The organism is Flavobacterium chungangensis (assembly GCF_042654045.1).
GTDB classification, from domain to species: Bacteria; Bacteroidota; Bacteroidia; order Flavobacteriales; family Flavobacteriaceae; genus Flavobacterium; species Flavobacterium chungangensis.
The window spans coordinates 198203-211664 of sequence record NZ_JBHSFY010000006.1 but is presented as its reverse complement, the minus strand read 5'-3'; the positions used below and the strand labels follow the sequence as shown (position 1 = coordinate 211664).

The window sequence follows — 13462 nt, the reverse complement described above, 5'->3', positions numbered from 1 at the left end:
AAATTATAATGGAAGAAAAAAAATTAGACCTCAATTCGATCATTGGTTTTGTATTGATCTTCGGAATTTTGATTTGGATTATGTACCAAAATCAACCTTCTGAAAAAGAAATTGCTGCTGAAAAAGCCAAGAAAGAATTAGTTGCTAAACAAGAAGCACAAGCAAAAGCAGATAAAGCAAAAACGGCATCATTACCAGCTGCAGCTGTAACTCCTGGAGATACAGTTCAATTGGCTCAATTGCAAAAAACTTTAGGAGGATTTGCTTATTCTGCAACACTTCCTTCTGCAAAAGAAGCTTTTACTACAATCGAAAATGAAAAATTAAAATTAAAGATTGCTAATAAAGGTGGTTACATTGTTGAAGCTACTTTAAAAGAATTCGAAAGATTTAAAAAAGGTTCTGGAGAGCTAGTTGAGTTAATCAAAAATAACAACTCAAACTTAAATTTACAGCTTCTTACTACAGACAATAGAACATTAAATTCTAAAGATTTGTATTTCGAGCCAACATTAGAGAAAATTGGTGCAGACCAAGTTTTATCTATGCGTTTGAAAGCTGGAGCTAATGAATTTTTAGAGTACAAATATGTTTTAAAACCAAACGATTATTTAGTTGGTTTTGATATCCGTTCTCAAGGATTAAACAGAGTTTTAAATTCTGCAAAACCAATTGATTTGCAATGGGATTTAAAAACATATAGAAATGAGAAAAGTGTTTCTTATGAAAACCGTTTTGCTCAAATTGATTTCAAATACAACGAATCAAAATATAATAATGTTAGTTCGCATGGACAAGGAAAGGAAGAAGCTCCTGAAAAAGTAAGTTATGTAGCTTTTAAGCAACATTTCTTTGCTACTATTTTATCTACAGAAAAGCCTTTTGAAACTTCGAAGTTGCAATCTGATGATTTGGTTAAGGATGAAAAAATCGATACTGTTTTTACCAAACAGTTTAGAGCAAATTTACCTTTAGCGTTTTCAAATGGAGAGATCGATTACAAAATGAATTTGTATATGGGTCCCGTGGATTACAAAACATTAAAAGCTTACGATAAAAATTTCGATAAAATCATTCCTTTAGGATGGGGAATTTTTGGATGGATTAACAAATTAATCTTCATTCCATTATTCGGATTCTTAAGTTCAACAATCGGATTGTCATTAGGAATTGCGATTATCATTTTTACGATTATCATCAAATTGGCTATGTCGCCAATTACCTATAAGTCATTCTTGTCTCAGGCTAAAATGAAAGTTTTAAGACCTGATATTGCAGAGTTGGGAGAAAAATTCAAAAAAGACCCAATGAAAAAACAACAGGAAACAATGAAACTGTATAACAAAGCAGGTGTAAACCCAATGGCAGGATGTATCCCGGCATTGATTCAGTTGCCATTTATGTATGCATCGTTCCAGTTTTTCCCTGCAGCATTTGAACTAAGACAGAAAAGTTTCCTTTGGGCAGACGATTTATCATCTTTTGACTCTGTCGTAAAATTACCGTTTACTATTCCATTGTATGGCGATCATATCAGTTTGTTCCCAATTTTGGCAGCAATTGCAATTTTCTTCTACATGAAAATGACTTCTGGAGATCAGCAAATGGCAGCTCCTCAGCAGGAAGGTATGCCGGATATGGCAAAAATGATGAAAATCATGATTTACGTTTCGCCATTAATGATGTTAATTTTCTTCAATAGTTATGGTGCAGGATTGAGTTTGTATAACTTTATTTCAAACTTAATTACAATCGGAATCATGTTCGTAATCAAGAATTATATTGTAGATAGTGATAAAATTCATGCTCAGATTCAAGAAAACAAACAAAGAGAGCCTAAAAAGCCAAGTAAGTTCCAACAGCGTCTTCAAGAAGTAATGGAACAACAGGAAGCAGCAAAAGCTCAGAATAAGAAAAAGAAATAATTCTATATCAATAAAACAAAAAAACCGTCTCTTTTTTTAACGAGACGGTTTTTTTATTTACGATTAGTTGTGTTTAAAATTTAGGTAATAAAACCTTGTCAATAACATGGATTATACCATTTGAACATTGAACATCTGTTGCGATAATATTACTCACTCTATTATTGGTGTCAGTAATTTTTACGCCCCCAGTAAGGCCAATTTTAAAACTTTGACTGGCAAAAGTATTAACTACCTGTCCGTTTGTTAAAGAAGTCGATTGCACATTCGCACCTGCAACCACATGATATTTTAGGGTAGTTTCTAAAACATTAGCAGGAATAGCAGAAAGTCCAGAGAATCCAGTCTCGGTTAAGAAGCTTGCAAATGCAGTATTTGTAGGTGCAAAAACAGTAAAAGGTGAATTTGCAGTTCCAGATAATATTCCAACAAAACCAGATGCAGAGTTGTAGCTTAATGCTGTTACAAGTGTTGTGAAATTTTTGTTAGCCACAGCATGGTTAACAATAGTAGGTAATCCTATTACACCATCAACCAAATGAATAACGCCATTTGAAGCTTCAATATCTGCAGTGGTTACTGTTGCACCGCCGTTGCCTTTACCGCCATTAATATCAACTCCTGTGTTTTTTTCAAGATACATACTTATGGTGTTTGAAGCTGAAGCATTTCCTTTTGCAAGAGTTTTTACATATCCTGTAGTAATCTCGCTAGATTTTACTTTTGTGCTTAAAACATGGTTGAGTAATATTTCTTTTAAAGCAGCAACAGGAACTGCATTAAGATTAGCATAACCGTTTGCAGAGAGGAAAGCGCTAAAAGCTTTATTGTTAGGTGCAAAGACGGTGTAAGAGCCAGAAGAGTTCAATGTAGCAGCTAGATCTGCTTTTTCTAAAGCAGCAATTAAACTGCTAAGGTCAGGATTTGCTTTCGCAATAGATAGAATCGTTTGTGGAGTCTGTTGCGAATCATCGTCATCATTATTACATGAAATGCTGACGAAAGCAATTAATGCTAAAAAAGCAATTAATTTAATTTTGAATGTTTTCATAATATAGTTTTTAGTTTGTTAGGGCTAAATTATGAGTTTTTGTTTAAGTTTATTTACATAATGTTAAACAAAAGTTATATTCATTACATGTTTTACTTGCTTTATTTTTTGTTTTTATAGTATTGATTTTTAGTTGTTTATGTTGGTTTAGTTTTGATTTTATTATTTGTAGGTCTAAATATTGTTTAACATAATTTTAAATAGTATTTAAGACTTTAAAAATGAGTAAAAAAGTAAAATTGGTTATACTTTTGCAATAATAAAACACTCTTTTTAATGTTATAAAGAAAAACAGTTTATGAAAAAAATTTGGATTTTATTTCTAATTACTACAGCAGCTTTTTCTCAAGAAACCAATAAAGTTGACGCGGCTGGAAAAAAAGATGGACTTTGGAAAGGTACTTATGCTGAATCTAAACGCCCCCGCTACGAAGGGACTTTTGATCATGGAAAAGAAACTGGTGTTTTTAAATTTTTTGATGATACTAAAAAAGGTGATGTATTAGCAACAAGAGATTTTAGTGCCAATGATGGAAGTTCGTATACTGTCTTTTTTGATCAAAATAAAAACAAAGTAAGCGAAGGAAAAGAGATAGGAAAAGCTCGCGAAGGGGAATGGAAATATTACCATAAAGCCTCTAAAGTTTTAATGGCGGTTGAGAATTATAAAAATGGAAAATTAGAAGGTTTAAAAACTGTTTATTATCCCAATGCGCAAATTGCGGAAGAGATGACTTATAAAAATGGTTTAAAGGAAGGGCCTTACAAAAAAATAGGGCAGGACGGAACGCTTCTTGAAGAATCGAACTTTGTAAATAACGAATATAACGGAGAATCTGTTTTTTATGATTCTGATAAAAATGTTGCTTCTAAAGGTAAATTTGTAAATGGTAAAAAAGCAGGAATCTGGCAGTTTTACCAAAAAGGGAAATTAGTGAAAGAAGTAAATATGAGTGACCCTAAAAACACGAATAAAGCGGCTGAAAAAGGATCAGCACCAAAAAAATAATTGCTTAAAAAGTTCAGAATTCATTCCTTAAAAAATAAAATAGATAAAGAATAAATTGTTTACTTTTGAGTAACCAATTTATTCTAACCAATGGATTTACAAGAACTTTTAGGACGATTTTTACTGTTGTTTTTTTCGATTTTGGTTTTGTATTTTTTCTCCAACAGAAAAGATAATGCTACCATAAATCCGTTGATGGTTATTGTGGGACTTTGTACTTTTTCGCTTTGCTATCTTTTTACCAAAATTGAAATTGGTGTTGGAATTGGTTTTGGCCTTTTTGCTATTTTTTCAATACTTCGATTTAGAACACAATCTTTTACGGTAAATGCTATAATCTTTCTTTTTGCCACAATTACATTGTCAATTCTGGACATTATGTATCCGTTTGAAAAGATTGAATTGTTGCTGTTTTTTCAAATTATTATTATCGGATTTTATATTGCCGCTTCGATTATTGTCAACAAAAAAGCTTCAAAATATCTGAATTCTGTAGATGTGAAAATTCCGCTTGACGATAATTTTTCTTTAAACTCAGAAGTAATTCGAAAATCAATTCAGCAGAAAATTAAGATTGAAGATTTCGACTTTAGAATTGTATTAATCAACACAGCAAGCAACGAAATAGATTTATTAGTATTCTATTAGTCGTTGAACGGACGAACTTGTTTGATGTACAAATCTCTTTTTTCTCCCACAATTTTAAATTCAATATCTACAGGATGAAATTGGTTTTTACGCCAATAACGATACATTTTAGTTTCAATTTTTTTACTGACATCGTATAGATTACTCATTTCTTTTCGAGTCAGTAACGGTTCATTATCATTCAAATTGGAATTGGAAGTGTAATCAATATCAAAATCGGTTTCATCTTTACCGTCATTGAAATGATAGGCTACAAACTGTTCGCAGATTTCTCCTTTTTCGGGTTTCACAACGGAGTTTTCTCCCTTTTGAATATTGACCGTAATTCCAGGAAAGTTTTCTCTAAATATATTTTTGGTAATAATTACGCCATTTGCCAATTCATCTGGAAAAGAGCGATGCACCAAAACGCCCATGGCAATATTTTGCTGATCAATTCCAAAAAGTTCTCGTTCGTTATACGAGGCTTCATTCCAGACACTTGCCCAGACTTGTTTTATGGCTTTTTCGAAAGTTTTGATTGAATCGCCTAAAATTCCGGTTTTAGAATCGTACAATCCAGCGCCATTAAAATCATCTAAATCTTCTGCATTCGTAGACGAACGAAATCTGAAGTTTTTAAATTTGGCGTCTTTAAAAGCAATATTCAATTTCGATATTAATTCAGGATCAATAGGTTCTTTTTTGATAGCGTCTCTAATTTTTTTAAGTTGTTTGTTAATCCAAACGGTGGAATCTTTATGTGGAGAAGCTAAAAGCTCTGCAATTAATGGAGAAATAGCAGGGCTCTGAATATGCTTTGTATAATAGTAAAACGGAATAGCATGCGCATTTTCGGGAACTTTAAAGGAAATCTCTTTAGAAATGGCAATTAAATACGCCATGTTTTGTGCTTTTGAACCGATATAATTTATTCCCTTTTTGGGAATTTCAGATAGATTAACCAATTCTGTAACGCTATTGTCTATAACTAGCTTTTTCTTTTTTCCTGCAGACTTTGTTGGAATTTTTTTAGTGGTTTCTTTAATGAAAAAAGTATCGACTTCAATTTTTAATTCTACTTTTTTAGAAAGCAGCCTTTTGATGTTGTTGTCTTTTTCAATATCCGTATAAGCCATTATCGGGATCTTTCTGTTTTTTCCTAAAAGAACCAAATGACTTAATGGAGTTTGAAGTTCGTTGACAATAATTCCTCGCACATTTGGGAGAATATCTGGCGTTCCATCCAAAATAATAATTTCGTCAGAACTTGGTTTTACAGTTTCTAAATCTTTGATTTTGTATTGCTGCAAAATCCCAATACTACTTCCGCGAACAACTTCCTGATATTTTAATTCTCCAAAAATATAATCAGATTTCACGCATGGAATTTTGAATTCTTCACGTTGGAACCAATTCATCATTTCTGGATTGTTCAGATAAAATTTCAGTTTTTCTCCAATAAAAGTAGAATTTTTGACCATAGTAAAAAAACGTTCAATCAATGGTAGAGGCATGTGATCGGATGCGGCAAGTTCAAAAATCCATTTGTCGGTTCCTTTAATGTGATTTAAATTTCCGAGAAGAAAATCTCTATTCTTTTCAGTATTGCTGTAGTTTTCGTTATTGAAGACTTCTAAATCGTGGCTGTATCCCAAATAATTAACTACAAAATCATAATGAAGCAAAATAACACTGCTGTTGAAATAATACATTTTTTGTTTTCTGAGATCGTAAATGACTTTTACTGATTCGATATTCGAAAATTTATCAGACAAAGGTTTTCCTCTAAATGCTTTGTAAGCTTCGTAATTTGGCAAAGACGCGCTGAATCGCTGCGCACTTAACGAAGTTAATACGAAAAAGAAAAACAAGCTATAAATGTATTTTTTCATAGAATAAAAATGGATGATTAAATGTAATTAAAAAAAGAACTCATTGGGTGAAATTGTTTTTGTCAATTTTACCTCGTCCAATTAAATTTGAATCTTTGAACATCTGCTTCAATCTGTATAAATCTGCGTGAAAATATCAACGGAAAATAAGTATTTCACGCAGATTTTAAAAGATTTTAGCAGATCAAATTTGATCTTTATTATATTAATTATTCTATTTTGCCCAATGGGTAAAAACAGAATAAGTTTTATCTACCGCGGGATTGCTTAAAGTAATGAAAACCATGGTGAAATTTTCTATTATTTGGCGTACCTTTGCAACCTTAAAAAATTAAACATTTCAAAATGAAACGAGTAGTTGTTGGACTTTCAGGTGGAGTAGATTCTAGTGTTGCAGCATATTTATTGCAGCAGCAGGGATACGAAGTTATTGGCCTTTTCATGAAAAACTGGCACGATGATTCGGTTACTATTTCTAACGAATGTCCGTGGCTGGAAGACAGTAACGATGCTTTGCTTGTTGCTGAAAAACTGGGCATACCGTTTCAAACTGTTGATTTAAGCGAAGAGTACAAAGAAAAAATCGTTGACTACATGTTCAACGAATACGAAAAAGGAAGAACTCCAAATCCTGATGTGCTTTGTAACCGCGAAATCAAATTTGATGTGTTTATGAAAATCGCTTTAAGTCTTGGAGCAGATTATGTGGCTACGGGACATTATTGCCAAAAAAGCGAAATTGAGGTAGACGGAAAACCAGTTTACCAACTAGTTGCTGGAGTTGACAATAATAAAGATCAATCGTACTTCTTATGCCAATTGTCTCAAGAACAATTGTCTAAAGCTTTGTTTCCTATCGGAGCTTTGACAAAACCAGAAGTGCGCGAAATTGCCGCTGAAATGGAATTGGTTACAGCAGAAAAGAAAGATTCTCAAGGTTTATGCTTTATTGGAAAAGTTCGTCTTCCAGAATTTTTACAGCAAAAATTACAGCCAAAAGATGGTAAAATTGTTCAAGTAGATAAAAATGATCCGATTTATACTTCTGAAAAATCAGCTGAATTTTCTTTAGAAGAACGATTAAAGTTAGAATCTCAAAAACTAGACTATCTTCCAACAATGGGAAAAGTGGTTGGAAAACACCAAGGGGCTCATTATTTTACAGTTGGACAAAGAAAAGGTTTAAATGTAGGAGGAACAACAGATCCTTTATTTGTAATTGCAACCGATGTAGAAACTAATACTATTTATACAGGTTTATCAAGCCAACATCCTGGATTATTTAAAAAAGCACTTTTTGTTGGAAAATCTGAAGTTCATTGGATTAGAGAAGATATGACTTTGAAATCGGGTGAGAAAATGGAAGTGATGGCTAGAATTCGTTACCGTCAGCCTCTTCAAAAAGCTGTTTTACATCAATTTGAAGACGGAATGTACGTAGAGTTTGAAGAACCACAGTCTGCTATTACAGAAGGACAATTTGTTGCTTGGTATTTAGAAAATGAATTAGTTGGTTCGGGAGTAATTTCTTAGCTTTATACTTTATTTGGGAGAAGATCCCTAAAAAGTATAGATGAATGAGATGTAACTTTACTTTTCTTTTAATACTTCTTTCGTTTACAGTATTTGCACAAGAAGATGCATGGGTTTATTTTAATGGTAAGCCTAATGCTCAGGCTTTTTATGACAATCCTCAAGCTGTACTTTCGCAAAGAGCTCTGGATCGAAGAACGAACCAGAATATCGTTTTGAATATTACAGATGCTCCTTTAGAGACCTCGTATGTTAATCAAATTTCAACAAGTACAGGAATTACGGTAAAAGCACAGTCAAAATGGCTGAATGCGCTTCATATTCAGGGAACTCAGGCTAATATCAATGCTTTAAAAGCGTTAGCTTTTGTTCAGAAAGTAGAATTTGCAGATAGAACTTTAAATACTACGGGAAAAAAAGTTTCAAAAACTGCAATCAATCAGACGAAAAAACAAATACAAACCGCTATTGATTATGCTTATGGTAATTCTGCCAATCAAATTCAGATGTTGAATGGGCAGGTTTTGCATCAACAGAATTACACAGGAGAAGGTAAAATTATTGCTGTTTTAGATGCTGGATTTCCAGGTGTCAATACCGCTCAGCCATTTGAAAATCTTAGAAATAATAATAAAATTCTAGGAGGATACGATTTTACCACTCGAAATGCTAATTTCTATACTGGAGGAGATCATGGAACGAAAGTGCTTTCTACAATGGGCGGTTACAAAGAAAATGCTTTAATAGGAACGGCTCCAAACGCTTCCTACTATCTTTTTATAACTGAAATTGTTGCTGATGAGAATCCTCTTGAAGAATCACTTTGGGTTGAAGCGGCGGAGAAAGCGGACGCTTTGGGAGTAGATATTATTACAACTTCGCTTGGATATTTCCTTGATCGCGATGAAGTTAGGTACAATCATACATACAGCGATATGAACGGAATTACCACTTTTATTTCTCGTGGTGCCGAAATTGCTTTTAGTAAAGGTATTTTGGTTTTGGCATCTGCCGGAAATGAAGGAACTCAACCAGAAAAGCACGTTGGTGCTCCTGCAGATGCTGTTTCAGTTTTGGCAATAGGTTCTGTTAATGCTTCTAAAGTAAGAGCTAGTTCAAGTTCAATTGGGCCAAGTTACGATGGCAGAATAAAGCCCGATGTTATGGCACAAGGAGCATCGGCGGTAGTTTCTGATGCAAATGGAACTATTGGTACAGCAAGCGGAACTTCATTTTCATGTCCGATTATGGCAGGGATGGCGGCTTCATTGTGGCAAGCTTTTCCATCAAAAACAAACAAAGAAATTAGACAGATGATTTTAGCCTCTGCTGATAAATATGCGAATCCAGATAATAACTATGGATACGGAATTCCGAATTTTGGTGCAGCATTAGGTGTTGATGATTTTATAGCTGAAGCCTCGTTTTTGGTCTATCCAAATCCAGCAAAGAGCGAAGTTTGGTTTTCTTTTTTAAATGAAACCAATACCGCATCGGTAACCATTTATTCTATTTTAGGGCAAAAATTAATCGAAGAAAAAATTAATAATTCAAATCCAGTTCTTTCCTTGCAATCACTTCAAAGCGGACTTTATATTTATAGTTTTGATGGTGATAATCTGCATAAAACAGGAAAAATAATCAAGCAATAGTTTTAATGAATAAAATTACCCAACTCTTTAATATAAAATACCCAATCATTCAAGGTGGAATGATCTGGAATAGCGGTTACAAATTGGCTTCGGCGGTAAGTAATGCAGGAGGTTTAGGACTTATTGGTGCAGGTTCTATGTATCCAGAAGTTCTTAGAGAACACATTCAAAAATGTAAAAAAGCCACAGACAAACCTTTTGGTGTCAATATTCCGATGTTATATCCTAACATTGAAGAAATTATGAATATTGTGGTTGATGAAGGCGTTAAAATTGTTTTTACTTCTGCAGGAAATCCGAAAACTTGGACTTCATTTTTAAAGGAGAGAGGAATTACAGTTGTTCATGTGGTAAGCAGCAGTATTTTTGCTTTAAAAGCGCAAGATGCTGGTGTTGATGCCGTCGTGGCAGAAGGTTTTGAAGCAGGCGGACATAACGGACGCGAAGAAACAACTACTTTGACTTTGATTCCAATGGTGAAAGAAAAAATACAAATCCCTTTAATTGCAGCGGGCGGAATTGCAACAGGAAGAGGAATGCTTGCGGCAATGGTTTTAGGCGCAGATGGTGTTCAGGTCGGAAGCCGTTTCGCAGCATCTTTTGAATCTTCGGCACACAATAATTTTAAAGATACGATAGTTAATACTATAGAAGGTGGTACGCAACTGACTTTGAAAGAATTGGCACCCGTACGATTAGTAAAAAATAAGTTCTATCAGGATGTTCAGGATTTGTATCAAAAATGCCCTTCTAAAGAAGAGCTAGTTCAGCTTTTAGGACGTGCAAGAGCCAAAAAAGGAATGTTTGAAGGGGATTTGGATGAGGGAGAATTGGAGATAGGACAGGTTGCAGGTCTCATTCATGAAATTTTGCCAGTTGAGGAAATTATTCGACAAATGATAGCCGAATTTGAAGTCGCATCCAAAGAAAAGACTACATTTGAGTTTTAATTGACTGCAAGAAATAATCTATGAATTCTATACGCACATATATACTATTACTTTTTTTAGTGTTAGGCCTTCAACAAGCTAAAAGTCAGTCATATCATTTTAAAACTTCAGGATTTAGCGTTCTGCAAAAAAATGAAAGAGGAAAATGGGGCGAGTGGTCCAATTTAGATTTAGTAAATCTTTCGGTTGTTTTAGATACCAATAAACATAGAATTGTAGTTTATTCTCAAGAAATCCAGCTTTACAGTATTTTAGATTATATTGAAAGAGAAGAAAACGACACAGATATTGTGTATTCTTTTATGTGCAAAGACAATGATGGAAAAGAATGCAAGCTGTCAATTATCACGCGAAAAAAACAAGATTATAGAAAACAGCTTTATATTAATTATGATGATCATATTATCGTTTATAATATTATTACTGTCTAAGTTTCTGAGTTTCTGAGATGCTAAGTCTTTTGAATTTAATAAAATAATAAACCCGACAGATTTTTAAAATCTGTCGGGTTTGCTATATAAAAAAAGCTCAGTGTCTTAGAATCTTAGCATCTTAGAACCTCAGAATCTACAAAGAATCCACATCCTTAATAAACTCATCATATTCTAAATAGAACATTTCTAGAGCATGCATGTTTTCGTTGAAGAAATCAAAAATAGTATCCCAAGTGTTTTTATTGCTGAAACCAACGCCAAGTTTTTCTACCCAAATTCGGCTGATATTTTTACCACTTTCAAGAGTGTAATTTTTTTCAAAAACCAAATCTTTGATAAATTCTTCCTCTAGGATATTTTTTAAAGCTTCAAGTTTTTCAAAGTAGGCAATACGTTTTTCATCGCTTCTGTGTTCGATATCAATTAAAACCTGCGCTTTCTTATTATCTACATAAAATTTAAAAGAAAAATCTTTGATTTTAGTGTCGTAAAGTACCCATTTGCGAGGGTATTTTTCGGCAAAAGCTACCCAAAATTCTCTTTTTATTCTTTGCGATTCTTCTCTGCTGTACATTTTTTTTGGCTTTAAGATTAGAAAACTTGCGGTACTGCGTTTTCTGGAGTATATTTATGTTTTATTTGAAAATACAAAAATAAGCTTTGATTATGAATTTTCAAGACTTTTTGAAATATGTTCCCAATATAATTCCTGTAGAGCTGCCAGCTTTAACATCGCACTTAAAAATGGCTCCAAAAGAGCGTATAGAGGGATTAAAAAATCTTGATATTGATGCATTAAACGCCAGAATGGCGGGAGTAATGATGCTGTTTTATCCAAAACAGGAAAAAACACATTTGGTTTTGATTGTAAGAAATGCTTATGATGGCGTTCATTCTGCTCAGATAGCGTTTCCGGGAGGAAAATATGAAAAGGAAGATATTAATTTTGAAACCACTGCACTTAGAGAAACACATGAAGAGGTAGGAGTAACGAGGGATAAAATAAATATAATTAAACATTTTTCTCCGATGTATATTCCGCCAAGTAATTTTTTGGTGCATCCTTTTTTAGGAATTGCCACAGAAGAACTTTCTTTTTATCCCGATATCAGAGAAGTGGCTGCAATTATCGAACTGCCTTTGTCAGTTTTTTTGAATGATGATATAATTATTGAAGCCAGATTATCAACTTCTTACGGAGCAAACATTTTAGTTCCAGCCTTTAATATTCAAAATCACGTTGTTTGGGGTGCCACGGCAATGATTTTGAGTGAATTGCGCGATGTCTTGAATGTTGCTATTGCAAAAGAAATTTAATAAAGTTTATTTAATGATTTGATATTCATTTGGATAACTGTTATTTGGAGAAATTGTTTTAAAGTGTTGCTAAAAGAATAATTTTTGTATGTTTGCGACCTAACAAAAAAATAAGATAAATTAGTTATGGGATTGTTTAAACGAAATCCTTTTGGGCATATATTATTCATCAAGAAATGGTTGATCCGAGTTCTCGGTGCCATGACTCATAGAAGGTATAGAGGTTTTAATGAATTGCAGATTGAAGGATCTGAAATTATTAAAACACTCCCAGATACTAATGTTTTATTTATATCCAATCACCAGACTTATTTTGCAGATGTTGTAGCAATGTTTCATGTTTTTAACGCCAGTTTATCGGGGCGTCAAGACACTATTAAGAATATTGGCTATTTGTGGCAGCCCAAAATGAATATTTATTACGTAGCAGCCAAAGAAACCATGCAGGCTGGATTACTGCCAAGAATCTTAGCTTATGTTGGCGCAATCACCGTTGAGAGAACTTGGCGTGCTAAAGGTGTTGATGTTACAGAAAAGCGTGATGTAAATCCAAACGATACAGAAAACATCAGAATTGCGCTAGAAGACGGCTGGGTTATTACTTTCCCTCAAGGAACAACAAAATCGTTCAAGCCAGTTCGTAAAGGAACAGCTCATATTATCAAACAGCACAAACCAATCGTTATTCCTATTGTAATTGATGGTTTCCGTCGTTCGTTTGACAAAAAAGGACTTCGAATGAAGAAAAAAGGAATTCTACAATCCTTCATTATAAAAGAGCCTCTTGATATTGATTATGAAAACGATACTATCGAACAAATCGTAGAAAAAGTAGAATATGCAATCGAACAGCACCCTTCATTTTTAAAAGTTATTCCTGCTGAAGAAATCAAAGCGCAAGAAGAACTGAATAAATTAAGACGTTGGGATTATTAGAATAGTTTTTTTTGTTTAAAGTTTAAGGTTTCAAGTTTGCTTTGTCTGGCTGAGCGAAGTCGAAGCCTAATGTTGTGCCCTTCGACTTCGCTCAGGGTGACAAATCGATTTTGTATCAGGTTTATGGTTTTAG

The 13462-nt window shown here is 33.5% G+C and carries 12 protein-coding genes; 9 read left to right on the top strand and 3 right to left on the bottom strand.

Annotated elements, in window-relative coordinates; genetic code table 11:
• Positions 1 to 8 precede the first annotated feature (8 nt).
• Positions 9 to 1925, top strand: coding sequence for a membrane protein insertase YidC (yidC, locus tag ACFO3N_RS11870; RefSeq protein WP_379797961.1), 1917 nt, complete (start codon positions 9 to 11; stop codon positions 1923 to 1925).
• 73 nt (positions 1926 to 1998) lie between these two features.
• On the opposite strand, the gene ACFO3N_RS11865 is transcribed toward yidC, so the two are convergent.
• Positions 1999 to 2976: a fasciclin domain-containing protein gene (locus tag ACFO3N_RS11865; protein WP_379797959.1), complete on the bottom strand. Its 978-nt coding sequence runs from the start codon at positions 2974 to 2976 to the stop codon at positions 1999 to 2001.
• A gap of 298 nt (positions 2977 to 3274) precedes the next feature.
• Here ACFO3N_RS11865 and ACFO3N_RS11860 point away from each other — a divergent pair, with 298 nt between their 5' ends.
• Together ACFO3N_RS11860 and ACFO3N_RS11855 are read left to right on the top strand one after the other, a co-directional pair.
• A complete protein-coding gene (locus ACFO3N_RS11860; protein ID WP_379797956.1) occupies positions 3275 to 3985 on the top strand; it encodes a toxin-antitoxin system YwqK family antitoxin in 711 nt (236 codons plus the stop codon).
• Between the two features lie 90 nt (positions 3986 to 4075).
• On the top strand, positions 4076 to 4633 hold the full coding sequence (locus tag ACFO3N_RS11855) for a DUF4956 domain-containing protein (protein WP_379797954.1): 558 nt from the start codon (positions 4076 to 4078) through the stop codon (positions 4631 to 4633).
• Here ACFO3N_RS11855 and ACFO3N_RS11850 read toward each other — a convergent pair.
• The gene (locus tag ACFO3N_RS11850) at positions 4630 to 6507 is read right to left on the bottom strand and encodes a PEP/pyruvate-binding domain-containing protein (protein ID WP_379797952.1); all 1878 of its coding nucleotides are present in this window, start codon (positions 6505 to 6507) and stop codon (positions 4630 to 4632) included. The two genes, ACFO3N_RS11855 and ACFO3N_RS11850, sit on opposite strands and share 4 nt — an antisense overlap.
• A gap of 345 nt (positions 6508 to 6852) precedes the next feature.
• Between ACFO3N_RS11850 and mnmA the strand changes: the two genes are divergently transcribed.
• From mnmA to ACFO3N_RS11830, 4 genes are read left to right on the top strand one after another with little or no spacing between them, the layout of a single operon-like run.
• Positions 6853 to 8040 carry a tRNA 2-thiouridine(34) synthase MnmA gene (mnmA, locus tag ACFO3N_RS11845; protein ID WP_379797949.1) on the top strand — a complete coding sequence of 396 codons (1188 nt, stop codon included), beginning with the start codon at positions 6853 to 6855 and terminating at the stop codon, positions 8038 to 8040.
• Between the two features lie 44 nt (positions 8041 to 8084).
• Positions 8085 to 9692, top strand: coding sequence for a S8 family serine peptidase (locus ACFO3N_RS11840; RefSeq protein WP_379797947.1), 1608 nt, complete (start codon positions 8085 to 8087; stop codon positions 9690 to 9692).
• Between the two features lie 5 nt (positions 9693 to 9697).
• Positions 9698 to 10642 carry an NAD(P)H-dependent flavin oxidoreductase gene (locus ACFO3N_RS11835; protein WP_379797945.1) on the top strand — a complete coding sequence of 315 codons (945 nt, stop codon included), beginning with the start codon at positions 9698 to 9700 and terminating at the stop codon, positions 10640 to 10642.
• Positions 10643 to 10662: 20 nt separating this feature from the next.
• Entirely contained in the window at positions 10663 to 11073 is a 411-nt protein-coding gene (locus ACFO3N_RS11830; protein WP_095929935.1) for a hypothetical protein, read from the top strand.
• 136 nt (positions 11074 to 11209) lie between these two features.
• On the opposite strand, the gene ACFO3N_RS11825 is transcribed toward ACFO3N_RS11830, so the two are convergent.
• On the bottom strand, positions 11210 to 11650 hold the full coding sequence (locus ACFO3N_RS11825) for a DUF4268 domain-containing protein (protein ID WP_095929936.1): 441 nt from the start codon (positions 11648 to 11650) through the stop codon (positions 11210 to 11212).
• A 92-nt stretch (positions 11651 to 11742) separates the two neighbouring features.
• Between ACFO3N_RS11825 and ACFO3N_RS11820 the strand changes: the two genes are divergently transcribed.
• Positions 11743 to 12393, top strand: a complete 651-nt coding sequence (locus tag ACFO3N_RS11820) for an NUDIX hydrolase (protein ID WP_379797942.1) — start codon at positions 11743 to 11745, stop codon at positions 12391 to 12393.
• A gap of 126 nt (positions 12394 to 12519) precedes the next feature.
• Entirely contained in the window at positions 12520 to 13329 is an 810-nt protein-coding gene (locus ACFO3N_RS11815) for a lysophospholipid acyltransferase family protein (protein ID WP_095929938.1), read from the top strand.
• Positions 13330 to 13462: the final 133 nt, after the last annotated feature.

What these genes read in the sequence shown, in the direction of transcription:
- yidC (WP_379797961.1), top strand. Translation starts at nt 9, where the DNA reads ATGGAAGAAAAAAAATTAGACCTCAATTCGATCATTGGTTTTGTATTG.
- ACFO3N_RS11865 (WP_379797959.1), bottom strand. Translation starts at nt 2,976, where the DNA reads ATGAAAACATTCAAAATTAAATTAATTGCTTTTTTAGCATTAATTGCT.
- ACFO3N_RS11860 (WP_379797956.1), top strand. Translation starts at nt 3,275, where the DNA reads ATGAAAAAAATTTGGATTTTATTTCTAATTACTACAGCAGCTTTTTCT.
- ACFO3N_RS11855 (WP_379797954.1), top strand. Translation starts at nt 4,076, where the DNA reads ATGGATTTACAAGAACTTTTAGGACGATTTTTACTGTTGTTTTTTTCG.
- ACFO3N_RS11850 (WP_379797952.1), bottom strand. Translation starts at nt 6,507, where the DNA reads ATGAAAAAATACATTTATAGCTTGTTTTTCTTTTTCGTATTAACTTCG.
- mnmA (WP_379797949.1), top strand. Translation starts at nt 6,853, where the DNA reads ATGAAACGAGTAGTTGTTGGACTTTCAGGTGGAGTAGATTCTAGTGTT.
- ACFO3N_RS11840 (WP_379797947.1), top strand. Translation starts at nt 8,085, where the DNA reads ATGAGATGTAACTTTACTTTTCTTTTAATACTTCTTTCGTTTACAGTA.
- ACFO3N_RS11835 (WP_379797945.1), top strand. Translation starts at nt 9,698, where the DNA reads ATGAATAAAATTACCCAACTCTTTAATATAAAATACCCAATCATTCAA.
- ACFO3N_RS11830 (WP_095929935.1), top strand. Translation starts at nt 10,663, where the DNA reads ATGAATTCTATACGCACATATATACTATTACTTTTTTTAGTGTTAGGC.
- ACFO3N_RS11825 (WP_095929936.1), bottom strand. Translation starts at nt 11,650, where the DNA reads ATGTACAGCAGAGAAGAATCGCAAAGAATAAAAAGAGAATTTTGGGTA.
- ACFO3N_RS11820 (WP_379797942.1), top strand. Translation starts at nt 11,743, where the DNA reads ATGAATTTTCAAGACTTTTTGAAATATGTTCCCAATATAATTCCTGTA.
- ACFO3N_RS11815 (WP_095929938.1), top strand. Translation starts at nt 12,520, where the DNA reads ATGGGATTGTTTAAACGAAATCCTTTTGGGCATATATTATTCATCAAG.